Below are 24,515 nucleotides of genomic sequence, written 5' to 3' on the forward strand. Positions count from 1 at the left end.
AGCTGAACAGTTAGCGATGGACGCCGGCCTGGTAGCCGCTGTTGCGCAGGCGGTCCAGGAAGGGCTGGGCGTCTTGGTAACCCATGTGATGCGCCGCTTCAAACGCCTGTAACGCGTTGGGCCAATCCTGTAGGTTGAAGTGGACCAAACCGAGACGGTACTTGATCTCGGCGTGGGGTTCCTCATCAAGCAGTTGGTACCAGGCGCGGGCCTCGTGGTAGTCCTTGTTGTTGTAATAATGGTCGCCCGTGCTGCAAATTTTGCGTTTATCAATCACGCCCAAGGCATTGTGCAGCTTGAGGGTGGTCATGTGGTGCCGGGCGTCGTCGGCGTTGCGGTGCTGAACCGCGCGATGCAACAACTTTTGAGCGCGGTCGATTTCCCGCTGCTGGACCGCCCGTGCATCTTTGCGGTGCGGCAGGACCCGATCCAATATCTGTTTGATGTGCTGTTCCGGCGTGCGGCGTTGCGTCGCCGTTTGGGTTGCGGGCGGTTGGTCGAGCGGCATCGGTTCCGCCTGTTCGGTCGGTTCAGGTTGGTTTTGCAGCGCCGGGTGGTTGTCCAGCTTGACGCGGTTGGGCGTTTCTTCCGCCTGGCCTTGTGTTTGTTCCGGTTCGGGGTGTTTGATCACCAGCTGGTTGCTGTCGTTGGCTACCGCCGCCACCACGGTTGAGACCACCGGGCCTTGGGTCGCCGGCTTGTGGTGGGTCACCGCTGGTTGCTCCTGTTCCTTCGCTTGGGCCGCTTTGGCATCGCGTGTTTTGGGTTGCGGCCGTTGTTTGGGTTCGTTTTGGGCGGTGCGATTGAGCGAACTTTTGGTTTTGGGCCCGGTTTTTTTGGCCGGCGCTTCTTTGATCATGGCGCGTCGGTGTTTCTCAAGCACCTGGCGCAAGGGTGCCGTTTCCACCTTGAGTTCCTCCAGGTGTTCGAGGGCCAGTTCCGCGAGGTCGGGATTGTTCATTTTCAGCGCGTTGGTGAACTTGCTTCGGGTGCGTTCGATGGTCAGGTTGCGCTGTTCCGCCGTCTGTAAACGGCGCTCCATGCTCGCAATGGCGGAGCGGTCGTTGGGGCGGCCTTTGCTGTAGTTGTTGTGGATGCGTTGCATCGTATCGAGGTCGCCCAGGGCTGCCGCTTGATCAAATCGCGCCAGTGCCGCGCGGCGATCCGTGTCTAGATTCAGATGGTGCATTAGGGCGCCGCGCGAAATGGGACCGTACTCGGGGAGACTGACAATACTCGCCGCGGCCAGCCCACCACAGAGTAACGCGCCGACCAAAAGCCGGGCGCCGCGTCGGCGCGGTTTGGCGGCCGGTTGCCGTTCGGGGAGTTGGTCCGTATGGCGGGTCGGCGTGTAATCGGGGGCGTCGCTTTCGTGGACGATGGTTTCCGCTTCTTCAATGCGCAAAACCTGTAATTCGCTGAGGCCCAGCTCTTTTTGGAGTTGGTGTAGGTGTTCGCGTTCGTCGCTGTCGGGGACCGAGGTGTTGTTTAAGACGTAACGGAAGGCGCCGCGGTAAATACGCGCCGCTTCATCCTCGTTGTTGGAAACCTTGCGCACAATGGGGTTAAAGGCCGCTTCCATGGTGGCGCCGTCCTCGTAGCGGTCGGCCGGATCTTCTTCCATGCAGCGGTCCAGGAAGTGTTCCAGCGCCGTGGCCAGGCTTTCGTCGCCGATGAATTCGTGGAGGGCGGGCGAGCGGCGCGAGGGAAAACTACCGGTAATCAGGTGGTACAGCGACACCGCAAAAGCGTAGACGTCGGCCGCGGGCGTTAGGCGGCTTTGGTCGCGGTTGTACCAAGCTTTTTTTTGTTCCGGCGACATGTAGGCCACCGTGCCGCCGATGCGGTGGGGTTGGTCCTCGCGAATGTCTTTTTGCAGGACCGACACGTCGAAATCGCCGAGTTTGGCGCCGTGTTTGGGGCAGACGAACATGTTTTCCGGTTTGATGTCCTGATGGATGATGCCCTCGCGGTGGAGCGCGGCGATGGCGGCGGCGATGCCGCTCATGGCGGGTAGCAGCTCGGCCATGGGCAGGCGCTCGCCCCGTTGACGGGCTTGGCGGAAGCGTTCGGCCCAGGTGCCTTCGCTCATGAAATCCATGGTGACGTAAATTTCGTCGCTGTCGGGCAAGGCGTCCGAATCGCGGATGGGCACCAAATTGGGATGGTTGGCGCGGCAGTGGGCCGAAATCAGGCTTTCCCACTTTTTGGTGTCCTGGGACGGCGTGCTGAACGAGAGAATTTTCAGGACCTCGCGAACCGTGGTGCCTTTGATGGTGCGGTTGACCAGGTAAACCGCGCTTTTTTTGCTTTCCCACAAAATGTGCTCAATGCAGTACTTGCCCGCCAAGACGTGGCCGACCTGACGGGGTGAGAGCTTGCTGGTAAAGGGTTGACTGTGAAGGCCGTGTGATGCGGTGTGGGCAGGAAAATCCTGGTACTCGGTCATGGCGTACCCCTGAACGGAAACAAAAATAGACAGAAAGCAATCTGTCGTAGAGGCGATGCAATTCGGCAAAAAGGGACGTGGGGTTTCGGATGCGGTGCAACCTCGTCTCGAATAGGTCGGCAACGGCGCCGGTCCGCCGTTCGCGCGCCCCGATGAGGGTGACGTTAAATTCTTGGAACCCATGGCAGCAAGAAGCGTACCTGACCACGGGTAAAACCTTTTCGGAGGGAGCGCGGCGGTGGGAGGGGCCGGCGATGTGACGCTTCTTACACTTTATATGCCCGCGGGAGCACCCTTGGCCGCCAACGCTTTGTGTCCGTTGACGGATCGGTTTCAGGGGCGCGGGCTCTGTGTGTAAACCCTGTCCTCGCCGGGGGACGGTGGGGTGTCCGCGCGGGGTGCGGCCGGCGCTTGTTTGAGAGGTGCCGGCTGTTTTCGCCGGATTTGGGCGGAATCGCCGGCGCGTTAACCCGGCGAGCGTTGGGCCTCGAGGACCAGCTCGCCCAGGTGGACATGCCAGCCGACCGCCAGGGGGGCCGGCTCGCCGATGGGGACCGTGTAGTGTTCGTCGCCCTTGACCAAGCGAACCGCCAGGTTGCGGTCCGCGGGCAATAGGTAAAGGCCGTCTTTCTGGGCGATCACCGTAAAGGGAAGACCGTCGCTGGCGAAGAAATCGTGCCATTGGGTGAACACGTAGCTGGTGAGTTTGGCGCGGTTTTCGTTTTCGCGTGTGGCCAGGCGTCGCAAAATGACCGAGGTCGTGCGGTGGGCGCGGCGGCCCGCGCGGGCGAACTGCTCGGCCAGCAGCGGGTGTTCACCGAGGGTTTGCGTGTGGCGCTCCAGTTGGAAGCTCAGCTTCAGGTCGGGCAAGCGGTTTTGTTCTAAGTCCACGCACAGCTCGGGCACCACGAAATCAACCCCGGACAGGCCCGCCACTTTTTGCTCGCGGGCGATGGGTTTGGCCGCGGTGGATCGACCCGGATGGTGGAAGTAATTGAGGATCAGGCGTTGGCCGTGTTCGACATGGGAGATGAAGGTGAAGGTTGCCGTTTCGTCTTCCAGGTCGATGGTGAAATGACGGCGCGAAAAGTTGGTTTCGCCGACGCGGCGTCCGTTCTCTTTGCGGGTGCGGTAGCGGTAACGCGCGTCTTTTTTGAAATAGGAGCGGAACACCGCGCCGTCGCGCGCGTCGCCGAAGTTGCGACCGAAGACCAGGGGTTGCTGTCGACCGCCCCACAAATCCAGCAAGCGGCGATCCTGTTGCAAACACAGGGTAATCGCGGGTGCGCTTTCACTCGCGGCGGCAGCGCCCTCACCGGGTGCTCGAAAAAATTGTCGAACCCGTTCATCTTCGCGCGTCATGCATGCTCCACGGCGGCTGTTACCCGCCCACGGTGGTTATTCTAACTCGGGTTGGGCCAAATTTTCGCGGGGTCTTGGTTGCCAGTTTTCTGGAACAATCGTTAATTCAGCAGGACCGAGGCGCCTTTGATCTTGTTGGCGCCCGAGCTGCGGCTCACCAGGTGGGTGCCTTTGACAATCACCTTGCCTTCGCGGGTCATTTTTAACGAGGCTTTGCCGCATTTGAGTTCGATTTCGTCGGCGGCTTCCAGCAGGATCTTGCGCCCGTCCTTGACCACTTCCATGTTTTTCTGAACCGGCTCCGGGTTTTGGATCACGCCGAGGACCACGGGCCGCTCGATCATGCCCTGCACAAACATCAAGGCCACTTGGCGGCCGACCATGCCGGTGTCGAGGGTGACCGTTGCCTGGGCGGCGAATTCACCGTCGATGTTGGGGATGGTGATCACCGGGGTGCCGTTGTCCTCGATGCGGCTGAGAAAACCCAAAACAATGCCTTGCAACTTAGGAGCGCCGACCAGGTCAACTTGATCGAGCAGGGTCTTGGTGGCGGTGGTTTCTTCGGCGGGCGCCGCTTCCGGTTGAGCGGGTGAGGGAGTATCTGTCACGCTGGAGGCCTCTTCGCAATTGGATGTGGCGGGTCGGCGCCTTTTCCACGGCCGACCCGTGGGTACAACCATCCTTGAGACGGCGGTCCTTTGTCAAGGGGGCAACCCACTTTCGGTGGGTTCGGTTCAGTATAAAAGAAAACGGTCGGTGGGGATCGCCGCAAAAAACTGCATGCGGGCGGTGTGGTGACCGAGCCGTCGTCGCGGGTTGATGTCACCAAAAGTCGGTTTTTGTACAACCGGAACTTTAAAGAAAGACGAAAAAATGGCACAATACGAGTCCGCTTCTCGGCCTTTTTGCCGGATGAACCCTCATTCAAGAAAAGATCGAGCGCGGTGGAGACAAGCCTGTTCCGCATTCCGAACGGCTGTTCGGATGTGGTTGCCTCATATATTTATATGATTGCGTGCAGTTGGTGCCCTCAATAAGCTAAGTGCTGATTTGAGAGCTTGTTATCGCAATCAGGGCGGCGTTGAGAAAGGCGTCGCTGCAGCCGGCTTGATCTTTGCTTCCGTTCCCTTGCCAAATTATATGTACACGGAGGGATGATTCGTGAGCGCGCTTCAAAACAATGTAGCGGACCTCCTGTGGAAGAGCCCCGGTAGCGATATCACCATATTATCGATGAACGTGAATCAGGCGTTATCCGAGCTTTACACAATTCAAGTCCAGATTAAAACCAAAGATGCCGGCTTGTCCTTTCAAGACTTTTTGCACAAAGACGCCAAAATTGTGCTGAAGTGCGGCGACAAACTCAGCGACGACCGACCATTTAGCGGCATTGTTACCCGCTTTGTGCAGAGTTCCACCTATTTTGGCGATGTCGACACGACCACGGCCTCCACCAAATACTATGCTTATGACGTAGAGATTCGCCCCAAGTTCTGGCTCACCACCCAGCGTTACGCTTCCAAGGTGTTCCAGAAGAAAACCGCCAAGGACATCATTTCCGAGGTGCTTGGTGGTGCCGGTGTTACCTTCAAATGGAGCATCAAAGGCACGCCGCCCGAGCGTGAGTATTGCCTGCAATACGAGGAAAGCGAATTTGAATTCGTGTCTCGCTTGCTCGAAGACGAGGGCATTACCTACTTCTTCGACCACGAGGCCAATCAGGTTGTCTTTGCCAATGATCCCAGCGGTCATCCGGCCTGTAAACCCAACGCCAAAGCCGATTATTACGAGGGCGGTTCGGCCTGGCTGTATCAGGGCGAGGACGAAACGGTCCACCAGTTTTCCTACGAGGAAACCATCGGGACCGGCAAGTTCACCTCCAACGATTACAACTACACCACCGCGCAGACCAAAATCAAAGCCGACGACACCGAGGGCGGTGTACCCCACTTCCCCGCCTTGGAGATTTACGAGCACACGCTGAACTATCCCGACGCCGGCGCCGGCAAAAAGATTTCCACCCTGCGTAAGGAAGAAATGATCACCCGTTCCAAACGGGCGCGCGGCCGCACTTCCTGCCGCTCTTTTGAAACCGGCCACACCTTCACCCTCGGCAACCACTTCCGCGGCGCTTGGAACCGCAAGTGGATTCTGGCCTCCTGCTCGATTACCGCCGAACAAGGTTTGTACCGCTGCCATTTCACCGCCATTCCCGCCGACATCCCCTTCCGCCCGATGCGCGTCACCCGCCGGCCCAAGGTCGAGGGCGTGCAAACCGCGACCATTACCGGTCCCTCGGGTTCCAAGGTGTACCTCGACGATTTGGGCCGCTGCAAAATCCAGTTTCACTGGGATCGCGAAGGCCCTATGAACGACCGCTCCTCCATGTGGGTGCGCGTGTCCAACGGCTACGCCGGCAAGGATTACGGCATTCAGTGGATCCCGCGCGTCGGCCACGAGGTGTTGGTGAGTTTCATCAACGGCGACCCCGACCGTCCGCTCGTCAGCGGTCGCGTCTACAACGATTTCAATTCCTGCCCGCTGAAACCCGCCAACAAATGGCAGAACATCATCAAAACCATTAAGGACAACCACATCCTGTTCGACGATGAGGACGGCAAAGAGCTGATCCACATTCGCGCCCACAAGGATATGAAAACCTTGGTGGTCAACGATGAGGACTACGACGTCGGCCGCCACCGCACCATTAAAATCGGCAAGAACCACACCGAAAAGGTGGGCGCCGATATGACCATTACCGTGGGTGGCAACCTCACCGAAAAGGTTGGCAAGAACTACAGTGAGTCGGTTCAAAAGAACTACAACATCACCGTCAAAGAAAACATGTCGACCACCGTTGATAAAAACAAACAGATCGATGTCCGCAAGAACATGTCACAAAACGTGCGCGACAACTACACCGTGGACATCGGTAAGGACTACAAGCTGAAGGTCGCCAAAAAAGCCGACCTGAACATCAGCAAAACCACCAAACTGACGTCCGGCGATAACCTGACGATCAACGGCAACAAAAAAGCCGTCATCAACATCAAGAACCAGTTGACGTTGAAGTGCGGCCGCGCCTCGATCATCATGAAGAAAAACGGCGATATCCAGCTCAAGGGCAAGGTCCTCAACTTCAAAGCCTCCGGCAACATGAAGCTGAAAGGCAGCAAAATCGCCGAGAACTAACCGTCGGCATCCGCCCACGAATCATCCCTCGGCACGGCCCGCATCCCGGATGCGGGCCGTTTCGTCCTCGGAGCACCGCCAACCCCATGGATAGCGATAACCAAACCTTCGCCGAGGTCGGCCACTTCGGCGGCAAAAGCCAATCCGGTAAGGATCAACTCCACTGCTTGTTCAAAGCGACCTATCTCTTTGACGCGGAAGGCAACCTGGCCCAACTGGAAAACCAGGAGCCGGTGTTGCTGGAAGATACCTACCTGGGCGAGGCCGGCCAGTCGACCCTGCTCGAGGCCGCCGATCTGAGCCTGTGCCGACCGACCACCGAAATCGCCGTGGTCGGCGCCGTCTATCCGGCCGCCGGCGAACGCGCGCGCGGTTTGTTTCGGCTCAGCTGTGGCGCGGTGAACCTGGAAATCGCCGCTTTTGGGGAACGACGCTGGCAACAGCGCATGGGGCTGCCCTCCTTAAGCGATCCCGAACCCTTCGAAAAGGTGGCGCTCCACTACGAAAACGCCTTCGGCGGTGTGGACCAACGCCACGACGACCCGAAGAAACAGGGCTACGAGGCCCGCAACCCCATCGGTAAAGGGTTCCTGCTGGCCCATACCAAGGTCGCCTTCAGCGAGGTACCCGTGCCGCAACTCGAGGACCCCAAGAAACTGCTCAAAACCCCATTCGACAAACCCGAACCCCGTTGTTCCGCTTTCGTGCCGCCCCATTGGGAACCGCGCGTGAGTAAGGCGGGCACCTACGACCAGAACTGGTCGGAAACCCGTAAGCCGCTGTTGCCGGAGGATTTCGATCCCCGATTCTGCAACGCCGTGCCGGACAACCAGTGTTTTGCCGAATTTGCCGCGGGCGACGAAACCATCGAACTGCAAGGACTGCAACCCGCCGACCTCAACAAGGGCGCCTGCACCTTGACCTTGCCGGGGCTGCAACCGATTTGTGAAATAACCTACCAAGGGAAACCGAATGTGCCCGTTCCGCTTCAGTTGGAAAAAATACTCATTCGCGGCGAGGCGCGGCGTTTGGTGTTATTGTGGTCGGGGATCTTCGATGAATTCGCTTCCTTTCGAGAAATCAAAGGAACCGCCTGGCGGCTTTAGCCGGCCGAGCAATGCCGACCCGTCGCACCTATAGCGACCCAACCCATTACTTATCATAGCGTTAGAAAAGGAGTTAGCCATGGGCGTTACCGTTGGTGCCAATTTCCGGTCCGTTGTTCACAAACGCAGCAGTGGGGTGACCATTTGTTTCCCCGACGTGTGTAAAACCCCGACCCCGGGCGGACCTATCCCGATCCCGTACCCCAACATCGGCCGTTCCGCCGACACCGCCAAGGCCGCCAAAAAGGTCAAAGCCGACGGCTGCCCCGTTTCCAAAAGCAACTCCAACATTCGCATGACCTGCGGCGACGAGCCGGGTGTGCTCGGCGGCATTATTTCCGGCAAGATCAAAGGCAAGTGCGATTGGATTACCAGTTCCTTTGATGTGAAGGTCGAGGGCAAAGGCGTGGTGCGCGCGTTTGATATCTGCCTGCACAACAAAAAGAACACCGCGCCCTACCCGATCCTGCAGAAACCCATTGTGGTGATCGTGATGGACGAAAAACCCAAGTGTCTGATTTGTGACAAAGCCTTCTGAGCAAGGATGGGTACCGCCGTTGGGTAACTCGTGGTTGCCCAATGGCGCCTGGCTGATTACACTAAGAAATCGGCTGAGAAACGTCCAGGTGCATGCCCGTTGGTGCTCTGGAAACCACATGTTTGAAGGGAGACCTGCCGGTTGCAACACGCCCCCACACCCACGGCCTTGGTTTCGTTGCGTCCCGCGTCGCGCGGTGAGACGGCGGAAGGGAGACCCTAAGCATGCGCCGTTTTTACGAGGCGTTGTTCGAGGAGCACCTGGAAGAGGCTTCCTTTTTTTTCGAGCAGCGCATGTACCTGATCCACGACATCGAGTTGAGTTGGCGTGATCACGAGGAATACGAGGTCCGTTTCCAGCGCCATTACGAGGGGTTGCTGTACGGCGGCGAACCCGCGCTAAAGGCCTGTCTCGAAAAAGGCATCGACGGCGATTTTGGCGAGTTCCACACCGCCCTGCGCGTGTTTTTACAGCGCGACCGCTACGATCTGCTCTGTCAGGTGTTGGATGAGCGACCGTACCTGGATGAGCCGGAACACCGCCACGCCGTGTGGACCGCGATTGTGTTGACGCGCAACTTGGACCACGCCGCGCGTTTTATCGGCGATGTCGCCGAGCGCTGGCCGGATTTGGTGCCCGCCGCGATTCAAACCATCGGCTGGTTGCGTTTAGAAGATCAACAGCCGTTCCTCGAGGATTTACAGTACGGCGACGTGGATTACACCGAACAGCTGCTGGAGGCCTGGGTGCGGCTGGCGATGCCCGCCTCGCTGAGTACCTTGGAAGACATCGCCTTCCGCGGCGACCAGGACGGCTTGCGCCATTGGGCCGCGCTGGGTTTGGCGCGGCTGGGCAGCCGTCGTTTGCTGCAATTCTGTTTGCAGGACGTGAGCATTGGCGGTTGGAGTTTGTTGCCGGTGTCGGTCTGCGGGAATCAAACCCTGAGCGCGCGGCTGTTGGAACAATACGGACTGGAAGGCGTCAAACACGGCGATGCGCTGCTGGCGCTGGGCCTGCTGGGCGAGGCGGGCGCGGTCCCCTTCCTGATCCAGTGTTTGAAAGACGAAATCTACGGGCGCGAGGCCGCCGAGGCCTTGAACCTGATAACGGGCGCGGACCTGTTCGAGGAGACCTTCGTGCAGGAGCAGGTCGACGAGGACGAACTCTTCGAGGAAGAAATCGAGGCCTGGCGCAACGGCGAACCGGCCCGCAAGGCGGACGGCTCCCTGGCCGGCGAATACGTGGTCACCCTCACCCAAACCGCGGCCACCTGGGAAACCTGGTGGCGCGACAACGTCGGCCGTTTCCACACCGACGTCTGGTTCCGCCGCGGCGAGCCGGGCCACCCGCGCAACTGCGTGGCCGCGCTGATGATGGAAACCCACGCCAACCGCCTGCGCTGGTGGCTGGGCCAGGAGTTGTTCGTGCGTTTTAACATCGACATGCGCCTGGAGCTGGAAATGCCGATCAACATCCAAATCGGCGCGGCCCAACACATCGCCCGCTGGATCGAGGAACACGGCGACCAGTTTTTGCCGGGCCGTTGGTACTTTAAGGGCACGGTCTTGGGCGGTTAGCGGCTGATCACCCTACGGTCGTGTTCCGCCATGGCCGCGCGCAAGTGTTGGTTGAAGCGAACCGGTTGGGTTAAGGCGTGAACAAAGCGCACCGCATCGTCGGTGTTTAGGTGGATGGTTTCGCCGCCGGGGTGTGTTGGTGTGGGTTGCGTGGTGTCGGATTTGGGTGTGTGTAGGTTTTTAGTCGCGGGCCTTAAAGTCTTTGGTTTCTTTGGTTTTAGTGGGGTTTGCATCGCGATCCTCCAGGTTACCCTGGAAGATTTAGGCGCCAAAAAGACCGTTGTCAAGCCGTGGTGCCGATTCAGTTGTTACAACCAGCGTAAGGCGTCGATGGTGACGGCTTGTTTGGCGCTGTCCAGGTCGGGATCGTATTTCATCCAGCCATATTCGTTGAGCGGTTTTAGCTCGGGTTTGGGATCCTTTTTGCCCAGGCCTTCCAAAAAAGATAGAAGCGTGGTGGCGGGGGCTAGGGCGCGCATGAGGTTGCTCAGGCGTTGCACGAGGTCGGGTTCTTTCTCCCGGAGTAGGATAAATTCGAGGGCGACCATGTGTTCCGATTCGTCCGCGTCGGTCCCGTGGAATTTACACCAAAGGTAGTAATTCTGAAGCACATTGTGGCAATGGCGGATGCTGCGCACGTGGTAGCGTTCCATGCCCGTTTGGATGTGTTTGATGACCTCGTTTCTTCCGGGAAGCGGGGGTTTCTCGTCTTTCCATAATTGGTCGAAGCGGTCGGTGATCAATTTTTCTTGGGCTTCCGCGCCGAGAATCGGCAGATTGAGGGTGGCGTGGAAGATTTTGCGGAAGTAATTGGCGGCATAACCGCTTTCCATACCGTCGTACCGTTTTTGAATAAAGCGTTTGGCCACATCGGTATCGATACCGGCGATAAAAATCACCCGCGCCTTTTCGCTGACGAAGAGGTTTTTGAGCGCTTCCAGCATTTCCAGGGCTTTGTCGGGGAGGCATCGGTCCAGGTCGTCGAGAAAGACCACCAGGGGGTGGGCGCCGGAACAGTGGTTTTGGCTGATGGCATCGGTGAGCGTGGCGAAGTCCTCGCGCACTATCTTAATGGGATCGTCGTACCGTGCGCCGCGTTCATCCAATGAGTTTTTGACCGTGTCGCTGATGTCTTTGACGTTTTTGAAACTGACCGCCTTGTTGGTGGCGACTTGGGCGACGGCGTCGACCGTGCTTGTAAACAGCGCGAGGGAAAAGATACCGAGTTTTTCCGCGGTGACCTTCCATTTATTTTTCGCGCGCCGGCACAGGTTGGCGAGGAAACACTGGACCACATCATCCGCCCGTTCGTATTCCCAGGGGTTAAACCAAAGGGTGGGGTAGTTTTTTTCTTCGAGGCTGATTTCGAGTGCTTTCATCAGGGAGGTTTTGCCGCTGCCCCAGGTCCCGTTGAGCGACAAACAAAACGGTGGTTGGATCTTGGTGTGAATCAAGGTTTCCAGTTCGGTGAGGAAGTGGCTCCCTTTGAGCGAGGCAACATGAGGTTCGCCCAGCAAAGGATCCAAGGCACGAAAGGGCAACAACTCGGACGCGGTCATGGGTTCCTCCGGGGTGGTGGTGTTTCGGCGAAATGGGTAAGGTGAAAGCGAGAGTCTTTGATTATTTTAGGTGGCATGATCGCCGGGTGAAGTTATTTTTTTGAATTTCCCTCGCGCTGTGTTTTCTCTTTTTGTGGTTAGTTTGTTCCGCGGTATTTCTGTAATGGCGAATGGATTTTTGTTTTTTTTTCGGTGGGGTGTTTGGGTTGGTGGGGGCGGTTTGAGGTGTGGTTGGGGCGGTTTGACCAGGTGTAGCCAAGGCTTTTGGCGATGTCCTGTGGTGCTCCTCTAGAGCACCCGGAATGGGGGTCGGTAACCCATGGTTGGAACCCGACTGCTTCGCGCCGGGTTCCAACCATGGGCTGAAATCCCGCACGGCGTTGCCGTGCCACCGGTTTGCAGGCCGGCGTCCCATAGAATCCATTAAGGTTTAGCCCGCATTTTTCTCAAGGATTTGTCGCGAGAAGCTGAAAACGCTTATGCGTACGTAGATTTCGACCAAGCCACGGACCAGGGGGCCGGCCATTCGCGGGGCGGACCAATCGCGAGGCGGACCAATCGCGAGGCGGACCTTTCACGGGGCGGACCTTTCGCGGGGCCGACCTTTCGGCCTAGTAGCTGAGACGAAGGCGGCTCGACCGAGTAATGCTGAAGGCGCCCCCTCGTATTCGCATGGCTTTCGGCTTCTTAGCAGAATTCCTTGTAAGCAATGCGGGTTAGGTGGAGCGGTGTCGCATGATCGCTACAGGCCGGCCTTTACGTGTCACGCTATCGTTCTTTGATGACTGGATCACGCGAAAGCTATCGGTAACCCGGTGCCACACCCCCGAAAGGACAGAATTGAGGAAAGAATCGTTGAAACAAAAGTCCGCATCCTGCAGACCGGATCAGTAACCCGAGAGGGCAGCATCGAGGAAAAAATCGTTGCAGCAAAGGTCCGCATCCTGCAGACCGGATCAGCAACCCGAAAGGGCAGCATCGAGGAAAAAATCGTTGCAGCAAAGGTCCGCATCCTGTAGACCGGATCAGCAACCCGAGAGGGCAGCATCGAGGAAAGAATCGTTGCAGCAAAGGTCCGCATCCTGCAGACCGGATCAGCAACCCGAAAGGACAGCATCGAGGAAAGAATCGTTGCAGCAAAGGTCCGCATCCTGCAGACCGGATCAGCAACCCGAAAGGACAGAATTGAGGAAAGAATCGTTGAAACAAAAGTCCGCATCCTGCAGACCGGATCAGCAACCCGAAAGGGCAGCACTGAGGAAAGAATCGTTGCAACAAAGGTCCGCATCCTGCAGACCGGATCAGCAACCCGAAAGGACAGCATCGAGGAAAGAATCGTTGCAGCAAAGGTCCGCATCCTGCAGACCGGATCAGCAACCCGAAAGGGCAGCATTGAGGAAAGAATCGCAGGAACCCTATGTTGAAGCTGAGGCTTATTCCCCCGAACGGCAGCTAGGAGGATGGGCTCACGTGAAACCCAACGTTGGCCTGGTGCCTCATCCCTCCAAATAACGGTGCGTCCAACTGGTACGCAAGCTTGTAAACCGTTGGCAAGGTGAAACCTTGCCGGATTTCAGCCCATGGTTGGCACGGGAAGCGCAGCGCACCCGAGCCAACCATGGGTTCGCGTCATTCCCCATTCCGGGTGCTCTGTAGGAGCACCACCACCCCATGGGAAACACACGGGCCCTGGCGTCAACCACGCAACCCTGGGGCATTTTTAGATTGATATGAGGACCTCTGGTTTTGGGGTTTCTTTGTTCCAGCACCGGGCTTCCTTGACCCGGCCGGTGCCTAGAACGGGTTTGAATCCTGTTTTGTCAAATCGCCGGCTTCGGTGGAACCAAGTTGGCCAATTTTGTCATTTGGACCGGTGCGCCGTTTGTCATCGGGTTGTCAGGGCGGGCCTGCCCAAGGTAGCCGTGTTGACACAAAACTGGGAGGCGAACACCAAGGATCAAGCATCAAGGATCGTGCTCGGGACCACACCACACCACGCAACGAAACCCGAGGAAGTTGCTGCGGAAGGCGGGATGGTAGCTGAAGCGGCAGGCGGCCCGCAACCCGGCGGAAGGGAAGCTCCAGCCGCCGCCGCGCACCACGCGCGGGGCCCCTTTTACGGCCTTTCCATAAGCCGTCTCATCGGTGATTGCACGACGCCCCGGTGTGACAAAAGTGTCATAGATGTCGACACACCACTCCCATGTGTTACCCGACATGTCAAACACACCGGCGGGTGTTTTGCCAAGTGGGAACAACCCCACCGGTGTTGTATCGCCGTGGTTACCCTCGAAATTGGCGTGTTGCGGTGAGGGTTCGTCGCTCTGCTTGGCTGCCCAGGGGAAACGGCGCCCCTCCGAGCCGCGCGCCACAAATTCCCATTGAGCTTCGCTTGGAAGCCGGACGACCAGTTTGTCCGTCTGAAAAATGGGGGGGCGGCTGCCTTCTAGCATTTGGTGTTGGAGCCAGCGACAATAAGCCGTTGCCTCGTAGAAGGAGATGCCCGTGACCGGGTGGTTCCTTTTCATGTTGGGCGGCTGGTTGGCTGTTTCCCAAAACGCCGGTTTGGTGTCAGGCGTCAACCATTCTTTGTGGTCTTTATAGAATGAATCCGCCGGGACCTGTTCGTCGAACCAGGCGTCGAAACGACCCTCCGCGACGGATTGAAGCCAATCCCAGCCCTCGGGTTCCGCCAGCCACCATTGTTGGTTTTGATAACCGCCGTCCGCCACGAACGCCGCGAACTCCTGGTTGGTCAGCGGGTATTTGCCGATCCAATAGGGTTTTTTGATGGTGATAGGGAGCGGCGGTTGTTCATTTTCTTGCCCGTCTTTTTCGCCCATGATGAATTCCCCGGGTTCGATGCGCACCCAGCGATCCGCACGGAACATACCCAGTCGTGGGTCGTGGACCGCGCCCAGCGCCGAAACCGCCTCGGCGCGGTCTTTGGCCGGGATGGCGTTGGTTTGGTACAACAATGCCTTGGCGGCACGGCTTGATGCCGCGCTGACCTCGGGAGGGAGCGGGACCCCGGCGCCGGTGAGGTCGGCGACCGCCGCGGTGGCCAGGGCCACCCCATGGCCGTAGTTTCGCCACGCTGCTTGGTCTGTTCCGACGTGCTGTAACAGGGCGTCCAGCCACAGCTTAAACCGCCCGGGGTTGGTGCAGCCCAATTCCGTGAGCGCGAGCAGCAGGGGTTCGTGCCACCAGTCTTGGGTTGTGTAATCGCGTAGGAACCGGTTGAGTCGATTCTGCTTGGGGTGTTCTCCTAACTCCTTCTGGTGAATCAGGTGGATCAGGTACAAACCCGCCTGGTATTCCTGGTGCCCGTGATGACTGAACCGCAGGAGGGTCTCGTTTGGGTGGTCGCCGTCACGGCGCAGCAAAATACCGACCCGCAGTTCCAGGCATTGGAGCAGGTGGTTCAACGCTTGGTCTTCCGTGGCCGTGGGGTTTGGCGTTTGTGGCCGGTGTTGTTCCCAATGCGTGCGCAAGATCTGGATCACCGTGGCTTCGGTGAACAACACACAGCCTTGGTTTCTGGAGGGGTTGCCCTGTTTTTTTGACAGCGTGTGGCATTCGCCGGCGAGGTCACGCACGCTGTCGCGCAGGACGGTCTGTTGCCAATCTTCTAGGAACAGGGTGTCGCGGTCCTCGTCCTTATTTTGCAGGAAGAGGTTGAAGACATCGCGGTAGAGTTGGGCGCGCATGTGGGGCATGGGTTTGTCGTTCAGTCGGATGACGGCCAGCAAGGTGAGGATGTTGGGATTTACCGCCATTTCACGCACATGGTCGTGTTCTTCGATTTCACGGATCACCTGGTTGGCGAAATCGGGGTTGGGTGCATTGGGAAAGTGGCTGTTCAGCCGGGCCACGGCCGCGAACCAGCTATGGAGGAACTGTTCCCGTTGGGTTCGGTTCATGGGGTTCACATGGTAGGTTTTGAATTGGCAGCGGCGTTTTGCGGTGATGAGTTTGTGTTCAAAGGCACGGGTGCGACAGGTGATCAAAACCGAGAAGCGGTCGTCGGGGTAGGCTGAAAGAAAGGTGTCCAGCGCTTTAAACACGGCTTTGCGCTGCGCGACGGTGGGCAGTTCGTCGAGCCCGTCGAGCAGGAGCACCGCGCGCCCTTCCTGAAAAAGACCGTCAACCTGGCTGCCAAGCCTGCTGATCTGTTCCAGATAGCCGCGCAAGGCCGATGGGGTCGGGGTGGTGCTTGTTTGCAGGTAGGTGCCGAATTCGTGGCAGACCACGAAGAAAGGAACCGGCAGTGGGGCCTTTGCTTGGGTGTCCTGGTACCAGAGTTGGCGGGCGGTGTCGGCCAGGGCGTGGGACAGCAGGCCGGTGGTGGTTTGGCCGGCGAGGTAGCGCAGGAGCGACGTTTTGCCGGAGCCGGGATCGCCAATGATGACTAGGTGTTTGCCCTCGCTGGGTAAGGCTGAAACGGCGATCCTGCGTTCGCTGAGGTTGCCCAGAAGTTCCGGGGTGGGATCTTTTTCCCGACCGGGCGTGCGGTGTTGGGCGCTGAGATCCACAAAAACGTCGCTGAGTTGGATGGCGCCGGCATCCGCGTCTTTGCCGCGGAACCCCTGCACCACGATTTTGGTGGTGTCCCGTTGTAATCCGGTTAAATAGGTGCGGAGCGGGTCGGGCAGGGGTTCAGCGCCTTTGCTTTTGGCGACCCGTTCCAGCCAGGGCTGGAAGGAGAAGGCGTCATGGGTGACCGTGGTGAAACCGTCGCTGGGACCGGTGGCCAGATCGCGCAGGCGTTGCAGGGTGGCGGCGGCTTGGGTGTACCAAGTGCTGTGGTAGGCCAGGTCGCGGGTTGGGTCGGGGTGTTCATGGTGGAGGAAAACAAACAGGGGTGGGCCGTTGGGGTTCTCGGCGCGGCTTGCTTTGAGTTCGGCGAGGGTGGGGATGGTGGCGTCATCGTGGCTCTGGCGAGCGAGCGCGATGTTGAGGAAGAGCGCATCGTATTGGGCGAGCCGGTCGACATCGTAGGGGACGGTGCGGAAGGCGAAACCCCAGGTGGCGGCCTGGTCCGCGTTCCATTGGGTGATGGCGGTGTCGCGGTTGTGACGGATGCTGTCGGGGAAGGCGGGCGTGGCCCAAACGGCGATGTTGAGAAAATCCATGGCGGCTCACAAAGGTGAAGATGGTCGGCGTTTGGGGTGACGCCGGCTAAGCGAAGTTTTTGGCGCTGATGCGGTGGTGTGAACATCCAGGATTTTAATAAAAAAGGCGTTGAAAAAGAAACCTGTTCGATTTGGAAGCTGTGTGGTTTTCGGGATTTTTGCCTTAATCGTGTGGTTTTGCCGTCGTCTCGCGTGGCGGGGCAGTTCGAAGGCTCCGGGCGGTCGTCAGATAAAGGCGCGCAGGGTGATTGAGATACGGCGGCCGGTGAAGCGTTTGAAGTGGGGGACCTCGTGGGTCCAGCGTTGGTTGGTGGCGAAGGGGATGAGGACCACCGCGCCATGGCCCAGGGTGACATCGTGGAAGCCTTTGCCGCCGTAGGGTCGCAGTCGGAAGATGCGTTCCTCGCCCAGGGAAACGGTGATGATCGGTGAATCGGGCACCATGTGGGCGGTGGCGTCGCGGTGGCGGCCGATGTAGTGGCCTTGGGTGCCGTCGTACCAGTTGAGCAGCAGGCTGTTGATGCCGTCGTGGAAGCGCTCCCGTGCCCAGGCGAGGAACGGCGCCAAGGTGGCGGTGGTCGGCAACGCGCGGTTGATGTTGCCGGAGTAGACGTAGTCCTTGCCGTAGGCTTGTTGCCAACGGGGGGTGGGCACCGGTTTGCCGTGCATGTGCACGATGTGGAAGTCGGCGGGACGGCTCGCCCAAAGCGAATCGAAGCCGGCCGTGTCGAGGATGAGTTCCGCCGGCAGCGTGCCTGTTTGGATGTGGTGGCCGGCGTCCAGTTGGTGGTTTTGCATCGGTTTCCTCGCTTGCCCGCCTATTCTACGGAAACCGTGGGGGCCGACGGGGATGATTTTCTGCTTTTTGGGATTGGCGTTTGGGTCCGTGGCGGCCGTGTGTGGCCTGTGTTGGGTGCTGATTGGACGGCGTGGTGGCGTGTGGTTGGGTGGGTTGATTGGGTGGGTGACGGTGTGTGGTTGGATATTGATCCGGCGCGTACCTTCAGCACGCGCCGGGCCAGGCCCACCGAACCCGGATATCCATCATCTTTCCGGGTTAGCCTTCCTCCCGCCAGTGGTTGCGGCGTAGGCGCAGCAGCAGGTTGTTGAGGTCGGGCCGACAGGTGTTTGCTTCCGGCAAGGCGCTTTGCTCATAGGCCTTTTCCAGCTCCGCCTCGTAGCGATCCTTTAGGGTTTGCAGGCGTTCCAGGAAACCGGCGTCGATGGTTTCCTTTTCCGCGCCGCCGCGTTTGATCGCGATCAGTTCGTCCAGCAGTGGTTCGCCAAAATCTCCGTTGAGCGTGGCCAGGTTCATTTCCATCTCGCCCGTACGCATCAGGTGGATGCCGGTGAACAACACGCGGAACACGTACAGAATGGGTTTGGCGCGTTGCTCCTTTTCCTTAAGGAACAGCTTCCATTGGTTGGCGGCGAACCCCAGGTAATGGCGCGCGTGGTGGCGGGTGATGCAGCGCCGGCCCAGGGTCTTGAGCTCCTCGTGGACCTGGCCGCCGTGCAGCACGAGCGGGGAGAACAGTTGCTCCAGCACATACCCGTTGCGGCCGAGCATCATGCCGAAAAACTTGGCCGCGTCGTGGGTGACCAGGTCCAGTTCCAGGCCGTCCTGGTCCCAAATGCGGCTGATGGTTTCCTCCGGTTGGTCCAGGCCGAGCACGGCCTCGCAGGGCAGCAAATGGACACCGCGAATGTCGACGTCGGAATCGTCGGAGGCGAACCCGTAGAGATGCGCACCGCTGACGGTGGCGAAAAGCAGGGGATGGGGATGGTCTTTCACGACTTGGATCACTCTGGCGTCCATGGTTTCCTCTTTTAATCTAAGCGTGTCGCCCAGCTTCGGGCTTCGATGAGAAAGTGATTGACGGTTGCGTAGTCGGGCCGTTCCGGGAGCCGGGTGTCGCGCAGGGCTTGCTCGAATTGGGCGTGCAGTTTGAGCCGCCAGGCCTCGATTTGCGCCACCGTCCAGGTGCCCGCGCGGATGGCGAGCAGGTCGTCGCGATGGTCCGTGACCGCCACCGGCACCTCGCCCCGTTGCAACAGGCCGATGCCGGACAGGAGCAAGCGAATCAGGTGCATCGCGTGTTTCCAGTTGATGTCGCTGGGATCTTTTTCGCGGCGTTTCTCCATGCGTTTGAACTGGGACAAGACATAACCGTTGTAGGTTTGGTAGGCCAGCTTGGAGAGGAAGGCGGCGCGGATCGCCAGCAGTTGTTCGGCCACCGCGTTGGCTTCCACGACCAGGGGCGTGTACAGGCATTCCAGGATGTTGGGATTGGCCTTGAGTGCCAAATTAATGAACTTCTGGATTTCCCAATAACAGTGGTCCTGTTCCTTGTCCTCGAGCTGTTCCGGCACACCGAACAACGACCAGTGCAGGCGGGCCGGGGGCAGGTAAATGCCGCGCAGGTCGGTATCGGAGCCGGCGTGGCTGAGCCCGTAGGCGCGCGAACCGACGATGCAGCGGTAGATCACGCCGCGGTGCAGGTCGTAATCGGCCAACAGGCGCAAGCTGGAATCGTCGCGCGCTTGGTGGGCTGAAAGCGTGGTGAGCTGGTCGCGGCGGTACAGGCCCTTGGTGGCGTCGACCATGCGGACCCGGTAACCGTGGTGGCCGTCGACGGGCTGGGCGACGATGGAACCCACCGCCCCGGCGGGAATCGCCGGATGGCTGCTGGTCGCCGCCAGGTCGACGCGGGTCACCACCTTGGTGCCCACGGGCAGCAGTTGTCCGAAATGCTGTTTTTGACTCATGGTTTCCTCTCCTCGGCGGTGAGCCGGCGCGGCGTTGCGTCGCTGTATTAGGTTAAGCGCAATTCGGGCCGAAATCCGGTGAGGCGACCGACAGAGTTTCGCTTGTGTTATGCTGGCCCGGCAATCATATCAAGGGGGATTGGGATGCAGGGACGGCAGGTATTAATTACCGGCGGAAGTGCCGGGATTGGCTTAGATTGTGTGCGGATGTTGACCGAGGCCGGGGCGCGGGTCCACGTTGTGGCGCGGGATCGCGAGCGTTTGGATGCGCTACAAAACCAATTTGGCGAGCAGGTTACCACCTTGGCGGCCGATTTGGCCGAAACCGACGCGGTGGCCGCGGTCGGCGCCCATTTGGAGGCCGTCGGGGTCGCGGCCTTGGACGGTTTGGTCATCAACGCGGCAAAATACGGGTTTCGTTCTTTGAGCGACTGTTCCCTCGCCGAACTCCAGGCTTATTTTCAGGTCAACGCGATTAGCGCGATCCAGCTCATCAACCTGACCTTGCCCCTGTTGCGCAAGGGCGAGGGCCGTTCGATTGTGTGCGTGTCCTCGACACTGGCCACGCGGCCGATTGCCGGGACCGGCGCTTACGCCGCCACCAAAGCCGCGCTCAACAGCCTGGTACAAACCTACGCGCTCGAGTGCGCCGGCGATCAGATTCGCGTTAACGCGGTGTTGCCGGGTGTGGTGGATACCGACATCCACGAGCCGCGGACGGATCAAGACCCACCCCGTGCCGAGAAAATGGCCGCGCTGGGGCCGATGCACCCGCTCGGCCGTGTCGGCTCCGTGCGCGATGTGTCCGCGCTGGTGATGTTCCTGCTCGGGGATCAAAGCGCTTGGACCACGGGTTCTTTATATAATGTGGACGGCGGCATCAGTCTGGTTTAACCGATCGCCGGAGAGGGGGGCATGTGCCCAAAATTGTGTTTGCCCGCAAGGTCTCTTTTCACGCCTTGCACCATTACGCCCTGCCGCAATTGAGCGCGGCCCAGAACCGCGCCTACTTCGGCGACGCGGCCGAACCCCATCGCCACCTGTGGTCGGTGACGGTTTGGCTGAGCGGCCCGCCCGCGCCCGAGACCGGGATGGTGGTGGATCTGCCCGCGGTCGATGCGGTTCTGAAGGAACAGGTGGTGGCCCGTTTCGACGGTCGCCACATCAACGAGGTGGATCCCTTTTTCGCCCGTTGCCAACCGAGCACCGAAACCTTGGCCGACTACTTTGCGGCACGGTTAGCGCCCTTGCTGGCGCCCGCGGTGCTGGAAAAACTGCGCGTGGCCGAGGCCGACGACTTATTCGCGGAGTGGTGGCGATGAAACCGACCAAGGGATTGCCCCCAATGGTGCTCGCCTCGGGCAGTCGCTACAAGCAGGCGATGCTGGCGCGTTTGATGATGCCGTTCACCATCCAAGCCGCGGATATCGACGAAACACCCGATGCGCATCAATCGCCGCGCGAAAACGCGGAACGTCTGGCCGAGGCCAAGGCGCGGGTGTTGGTGGAAAGCCGGCCGGGGTCGTTGATCATCGGCGCCGACCAAGTGCTGGCCTTCGAAAACACCATCTTGCATAAACCCGGCACGGTGGAAAACGCGGTTGCCCAGCTGCAACGGCTGCTCGGCAAACGCCACACCCTCCACACCGCGGTTTATTTAATATGTAGCGAACGGAAATGGACGGCATCCTTTTGTGTCGATACCCACCTCCACCTTTACCCGGATATTCCGGCGGCGACGCTGCGCGCGATGGTGACGGCCGACAAGACCTGGGACTGCGTGGGCGGCTACAAGTACGAAAGTCGCGGGATCGCCCTGATGCAGTCGGTGGAAACGGTGGATCCCAGCGCGGTCGTCGGGTTACCGCTTTTGCAACTCAACGCGGTACTGCGTGGCTGGGGTTACCCGGGGTAAGATTGGATCGTCGCGAAAACGTCAAAAATTCAAACCTTGTTTTTGGAATTCCCAGTGAAGTGATGAAACGTGCGTTGCGTCACTGTAAAGGTCTGGTAATTGTTGGTTTGCTGGTAGGTCGTGTCGGGGGTTCCCTGCTTGTTCGCTGGTTTTTTCGGATAATCCTAATGAAAGTTCGCATTCGAGCCGAATCAATTGCCATGGTTTTTCGTTTCGAACCCGCAATTCTCACAAGAATTCGTCGCGAGAAGCAGAAAGCCTTGTGAGTACGAAGATTACGACCGAGAGACGGCATAGGCGTAGCAGCGCTACGGCGAAGGCGACGCGACCGAGTAACGCGGAAGGCCGCCCCCTCGTAATCGCATGGGTTTCGGCTTCGTAGCAGAACTTCTTGTGAGAATTGCGGGTTAAGAGGGTGAAGACACGTTCGGCGGCCGGTCGGCGAACCGGTCGGCGACGAATGAAAGGATTGGCGTGCCCAAAACTCTGTACAAAACACAAGGCGGCGTGAACGCGGTTTGGCTAAATCGAGTCGGAACCTTCGTCCGCGGTGAGGAAACGGCGCTGTTGCTAGGGGGGCTTGGAACGCGTTGGCGGCGATTTGTCCAGAGAAAAAGTAAAAAATTGCAAAAAAATCGCAGTAGAGGGTCGCCGGCGCTTGTCAAACGGGCATCGCGACATTAAGATACGGTACGATGCGGGAGTCACTTGTTTAGGGCCCGGTTGTCTCTTTTAGATGAATCAAGGGATGAGACGGCCGCCAATCAATACCCCGGCTTGAGTGCAAGCACCCTACGTTTTCTCAATGCGTGAAAGTCCCGACAAAAAATCGTGACGAGATTTGAGTTCCGTTCCTGTTCGACCGATAGAGGTACTGAAGTTTTAGAGGCGAGCTATACAGCTAATGATTTTATCAAAAAACCGTCATTTGCAACCACGATCCTCATCCAAGCAAGCGAACACGAATTGGTTTGATTTCCTCAGATCCTTCTCGATTCCCATCCAGCAATCCCAATGGGCTCCCAGATGAGCCTGGTTTTCCATTCCTCACCAAGGAAGGCCGGGGGTGACGCCCCGAACAAGAGTCTGTAGAGGGTTCGGAATAGTTGTCGCTCTGCCCGGCTTTAAGTGGCATTGCGCAAAATGGCGAGGTGAACAGTTTGAAAGAAGATTTGCCCAAAGAATTTAATGACCTTCTCGATATCGGCAAAGAGAAGGGTTATCTCACTTATGATGAGATCAACGAATCCCTGCCGGACGATATGGCTACACCGGAAGAGCTAGACGATCTGTTTCAGGCGATGGCGAACCTCGGGGTCGAGTTAATTGACGACTCCGGCACCAAAATCCCCATCCAAGAAGAGGGCGGTGAAGCGCGCAAGACGGCCGCCCAAAGTTTAACTTCTTCCGACGACATGTTCGATATCAACCAGGAAAACAAACGCGACGAGGGCGGTTTTGAAATCGACCTGTCGCCGAGTGCGTTGGAACGCACCAACGACCCGGTCCGCATGTACCTTAAAGAAATGGGCAATGTGCCGCTGCTGACCCGGGAAAAAGAGGTTTTCCTGTCGAAGAAGATTGAGCGCGGCAAGAAGATTACCTTTAAGGCGCTTTCGCGTTTCCGCTTTTTGGTTCCCGAAATCATGGAGTTGGCGCGCAAGATCCGCAATGCGCCGGAAGAAGTAAAAACCGTTTCCGACAATCAGGAAGGGGACGAGGAAGACAGCGGCAAGGCGCGCAAGCAAATGCTGCAGCGCTTGGACGAGTTGGAAGAACGCGAAGCCCAGATTGTGACGGAAGAAAACCGCCTCAATGGGATGAAAGACCGCGAATCCGACGAGTTCCGCAAGCAGACCAGTGTGGTGGTTCGCCTGCGCATCAACACCTCGCGCATCATCCGCGACATCCCCTTTAGTCAGAAAGAAGTGGCCCATTTGATTGAAATGGCGGCCCGCTACTACAACTCGATCATGACGTACGAGCACAAGCTCAAACGCATCGCCACCAAAATGGGCAAACCCGCGTTTCAGGGCCAGTTGGGCGAACTGGAGAAGGAACGCCAGGATGCGCAGATGGCCTTGGCGCTAATCGAAGGTGAGTTGGGTGCCAGCATCGACCGTTTCAAGTTGAACTACAGCAAGCTGCGTCGCGGTGAGTTCGAAACGGAAGAGGCCAAACGCCAGCTTATCGAAGCCAACCTTCGTTTGGTTGTTTCGATTGCCAAGAAATACACCAACCGCGGTTTGCAATTCCTGGATTTGATTCAGGAAGGCAACATCGGTTTGATGAAAGCCGTCGACAAGTTCGAGTACCGTCGTGGTTACAAGTTCTCGACTTACGCGACATGGTGGATTCGTCAGGCGATCACCCGTGCGATTGCGGACCAGGCCCGGACCATTCGGATCCCGGTTCACATGATCGAAACCATCAACAAGTTGATCCGTACCTCGCGGGCGTTGGTCCAAGAGATCGGTCACGAGCCGACCCCGGAAGAAATTGCCGAGAAAATGGATATGCCGGTGTCTAAGGTTCGCAAAATCATGAAGATCGCCCAAGAGCCGATCTCGCTGGAAACGCCGATTGGTGAGGAAGAGGATTCCCACCTGGGCGATTTCATTGAAGACAGCAAGGTCGTTTCGCCGGTCGAAGCGGTTATTTCCAACAACCTCAAGGAACAAACCACCGATGTGTTGGAATCCTTGACGGCGCGTGAAGAAAAAGTGTTGCGCCTGCGTTTCGGTGTCGGCGAGGAAAGCGAGCACACCTTGGAAGAGGTTGGCCAGAAATTCGCCGTGACCCGCGAGCGGATTCGCCAAATCGAGTCCAAGGCCTTGCGCAAGTTGCGGCATCCGTCGCGTAGCCGCAAGCTGAAAGCCTTTTTGGAAGGCAGTCGCTTTAGCTAAAACACCG

The 24,515-nt window shown here is 58.5% G+C and carries 18 protein-coding genes; 8 read left to right on the forward strand and 10 right to left on the reverse strand.

Going from position 1 to position 24,515, the window contains the following annotated elements; all coding sequences use genetic code 11:
• Positions 1–10: 10 nt before the first annotated feature.
• The 3 genes from J3U88_RS01290 to J3U88_RS01300 all read right to left on the reverse strand — a co-directional run bounded on the left by J3U88_RS01290 (position 11) and on the right by J3U88_RS01300 (position 4,419).
• Positions 11–2,449 (reverse strand): serine/threonine-protein kinase, encoded by a 2,439-nt coding sequence (locus J3U88_RS01290; protein WP_207856309.1) that lies wholly within the window; start codon positions 2,447–2,449, stop codon positions 11–13.
• A 465-nt stretch (positions 2,450–2,914) separates the two neighbouring features.
• Positions 2,915–3,811, reverse strand: a complete 897-nt coding sequence (locus J3U88_RS01295) for a hypothetical protein (RefSeq protein WP_207856310.1) — start codon at positions 3,809–3,811, stop codon at positions 2,915–2,917.
• A 101-nt stretch (positions 3,812–3,912) separates the two neighbouring features.
• A complete protein-coding gene (locus J3U88_RS01300; RefSeq protein ID WP_207856311.1) occupies positions 3,913–4,419 on the reverse strand; it encodes a DUF6484 domain-containing protein in 507 nt (168 codons plus the stop codon).
• Positions 4,420–4,972: 553 nt separating this feature from the next.
• On the opposite strand from J3U88_RS01300, the gene J3U88_RS01305 reads away from it, so the two are divergent.
• The 4 genes from J3U88_RS01305 to J3U88_RS01320 all read left to right on the forward strand — a co-directional run bounded on the left by J3U88_RS01305 (position 4,973) and on the right by J3U88_RS01320 (position 10,224).
• Positions 4,973–7,003 (forward strand): type VI secretion system tip protein TssI/VgrG, encoded by a 2,031-nt coding sequence (locus tag J3U88_RS01305; protein ID WP_207856312.1) that lies wholly within the window; start codon positions 4,973–4,975, stop codon positions 7,001–7,003.
• A gap of 86 nt (positions 7,004–7,089) precedes the next feature.
• Positions 7,090–8,109 carry a DUF2169 family type VI secretion system accessory protein gene (locus tag J3U88_RS01310; RefSeq protein WP_207856313.1) on the forward strand — a complete coding sequence of 340 codons (1,020 nt, stop codon included), beginning with the start codon at positions 7,090–7,092 and terminating at the stop codon, positions 8,107–8,109.
• A gap of 79 nt (positions 8,110–8,188) precedes the next feature.
• Complete coding sequence (locus J3U88_RS01315; RefSeq protein ID WP_207856314.1) at positions 8,189–8,647, forward strand: DUF4150 domain-containing protein; 459 nt, start codon at positions 8,189–8,191, stop codon at positions 8,645–8,647.
• Between the two features lie 224 nt (positions 8,648–8,871).
• Positions 8,872–10,224, forward strand: coding sequence for a hypothetical protein (locus J3U88_RS01320; RefSeq protein ID WP_207856315.1), 1,353 nt, complete (start codon positions 8,872–8,874; stop codon positions 10,222–10,224).
• Here J3U88_RS01320 and J3U88_RS01325 read toward each other — a convergent pair.
• From J3U88_RS01325 to J3U88_RS01355, 7 genes are all read right to left on the reverse strand, one after another.
• Complete coding sequence (locus tag J3U88_RS01325; protein ID WP_207856316.1) at positions 10,221–10,457, reverse strand: type II toxin -antitoxin system TacA 1-like antitoxin; 237 nt, start codon at positions 10,455–10,457, stop codon at positions 10,221–10,223. The genes J3U88_RS01320 and J3U88_RS01325 overlap by 4 nt on opposite strands.
• Before the next feature lie 75 nt (positions 10,458–10,532).
• Positions 10,533–11,783, reverse strand: coding sequence for a KAP family P-loop NTPase fold protein (locus tag J3U88_RS01330; protein WP_207856317.1), 1,251 nt, complete (start codon positions 11,781–11,783; stop codon positions 10,533–10,535).
• Between the two features lie 790 nt (positions 11,784–12,573).
• Positions 12,574–13,140 carry a hypothetical protein gene (locus J3U88_RS01335; RefSeq protein WP_207856318.1) on the reverse strand — a complete coding sequence of 189 codons (567 nt, stop codon included), beginning with the start codon at positions 13,138–13,140 and terminating at the stop codon, positions 12,574–12,576.
• A gap of 607 nt (positions 13,141–13,747) precedes the next feature.
• Positions 13,748–16,918 (reverse strand): SUMF1/EgtB/PvdO family nonheme iron enzyme, encoded by a 3,171-nt coding sequence (locus tag J3U88_RS01340; protein ID WP_207856319.1) that lies wholly within the window; start codon positions 16,916–16,918, stop codon positions 13,748–13,750.
• Positions 16,919–17,143: 225 nt separating this feature from the next.
• Complete coding sequence (locus tag J3U88_RS01345) at positions 17,144–17,716, reverse strand: alpha-ketoglutarate-dependent dioxygenase AlkB (RefSeq protein WP_207856320.1); 573 nt, start codon at positions 17,714–17,716, stop codon at positions 17,144–17,146.
• Between the two features lie 259 nt (positions 17,717–17,975).
• Positions 17,976–18,737, reverse strand: coding sequence for a nucleotidyltransferase domain-containing protein (locus J3U88_RS01350; RefSeq protein WP_207856321.1), 762 nt, complete (start codon positions 18,735–18,737; stop codon positions 17,976–17,978).
• A gap of 11 nt (positions 18,738–18,748) precedes the next feature.
• The gene (locus tag J3U88_RS01355) at positions 18,749–19,687 is read right to left on the reverse strand and encodes a nucleotidyltransferase domain-containing protein (protein WP_207856322.1); all 939 of its coding nucleotides are present in this window, start codon (positions 19,685–19,687) and stop codon (positions 18,749–18,751) included.
• A 144-nt stretch (positions 19,688–19,831) separates the two neighbouring features.
• Between J3U88_RS01355 and J3U88_RS01360 the strand changes: the two genes are divergently transcribed.
• The 4 genes from J3U88_RS01360 to rpoD all read left to right on the forward strand — a co-directional run bounded on the left by J3U88_RS01360 (position 19,832) and on the right by rpoD (position 24,508).
• A complete protein-coding gene (locus tag J3U88_RS01360) occupies positions 19,832–20,581 on the forward strand; it encodes an SDR family NAD(P)-dependent oxidoreductase (protein ID WP_207856323.1) in 750 nt (249 codons plus the stop codon).
• 23 nt (positions 20,582–20,604) lie between these two features.
• Positions 20,605–21,009, forward strand: coding sequence for a 6-carboxytetrahydropterin synthase (locus tag J3U88_RS01365; RefSeq protein WP_207856324.1), 405 nt, complete (start codon positions 20,605–20,607; stop codon positions 21,007–21,009).
• On the forward strand, positions 21,006–21,602 hold the full coding sequence (locus J3U88_RS01370) for a Maf family protein (protein ID WP_207856325.1): 597 nt from the start codon (positions 21,006–21,008) through the stop codon (positions 21,600–21,602). The genes J3U88_RS01365 and J3U88_RS01370 overlap by 4 nt, the downstream gene beginning before the upstream one ends.
• Positions 21,603–22,762: 1,160 nt before the next feature.
• Positions 22,763–24,508: an RNA polymerase sigma factor RpoD gene (rpoD, locus tag J3U88_RS34905; RefSeq protein ID WP_341535167.1), complete on the forward strand. Its 1,746-nt coding sequence runs from the start codon at positions 22,763–22,765 to the stop codon at positions 24,506–24,508.
• Positions 24,509–24,515 lie beyond the last annotated feature (7 nt).

Origin of the sequence: Acanthopleuribacter pedis (assembly GCF_017377855.1) — a bacterium.
Lineage (GTDB): Bacteria > Acidobacteriota > Holophagae > Acanthopleuribacterales > Acanthopleuribacteraceae > Acanthopleuribacter > Acanthopleuribacter pedis.

Excerpts from the sequence above, each read along its gene's own strand:
- J3U88_RS01290 (WP_207856309.1), bottom strand. The coding sequence starts at position 2,449 with ATGACCGAGTACCAGGATTTTCCTGCCCACACCGCATCACACGGCCTT.
- J3U88_RS01295 (WP_207856310.1), bottom strand. The coding sequence starts at position 3,811 with ATGACGCGCGAAGATGAACGGGTTCGACAATTTTTTCGAGCACCCGGT.
- J3U88_RS01310 (WP_207856313.1), top strand. The coding sequence starts at position 7,090 with ATGGATAGCGATAACCAAACCTTCGCCGAGGTCGGCCACTTCGGCGGC.
- J3U88_RS01315 (WP_207856314.1), top strand. The coding sequence starts at position 8,189 with ATGGGCGTTACCGTTGGTGCCAATTTCCGGTCCGTTGTTCACAAACGC.
- J3U88_RS01320 (WP_207856315.1), top strand. The coding sequence starts at position 8,872 with ATGCGCCGTTTTTACGAGGCGTTGTTCGAGGAGCACCTGGAAGAGGCT.
- J3U88_RS01325 (WP_207856316.1), bottom strand. The coding sequence starts at position 10,457 with ATGCAAACCCCACTAAAACCAAAGAAACCAAAGACTTTAAGGCCCGCG.
- J3U88_RS01330 (WP_207856317.1), bottom strand. The coding sequence starts at position 11,783 with ATGACCGCGTCCGAGTTGTTGCCCTTTCGTGCCTTGGATCCTTTGCTG.
- J3U88_RS01335 (WP_207856318.1), bottom strand. The coding sequence starts at position 13,140 with ATGCGGACCTTTGCTGCAACGATTCTTTCCTCGATGCTGTCCTTTCGG.
- J3U88_RS01340 (WP_207856319.1), bottom strand. The coding sequence starts at position 16,918 with ATGGATTTTCTCAACATCGCCGTTTGGGCCACGCCCGCCTTCCCCGAC.
- J3U88_RS01345 (WP_207856320.1), bottom strand. The coding sequence starts at position 17,716 with ATGCAAAACCACCAACTGGACGCCGGCCACCACATCCAAACAGGCACG.
- J3U88_RS01350 (WP_207856321.1), bottom strand. The coding sequence starts at position 18,737 with ATGGACGCCAGAGTGATCCAAGTCGTGAAAGACCATCCCCATCCCCTG.
- J3U88_RS01355 (WP_207856322.1), bottom strand. The coding sequence starts at position 19,687 with ATGAGTCAAAAACAGCATTTCGGACAACTGCTGCCCGTGGGCACCAAG.
- J3U88_RS01360 (WP_207856323.1), top strand. The coding sequence starts at position 19,832 with ATGCAGGGACGGCAGGTATTAATTACCGGCGGAAGTGCCGGGATTGGC.
- J3U88_RS01370 (WP_207856325.1), top strand. The coding sequence starts at position 21,006 with ATGAAACCGACCAAGGGATTGCCCCCAATGGTGCTCGCCTCGGGCAGT.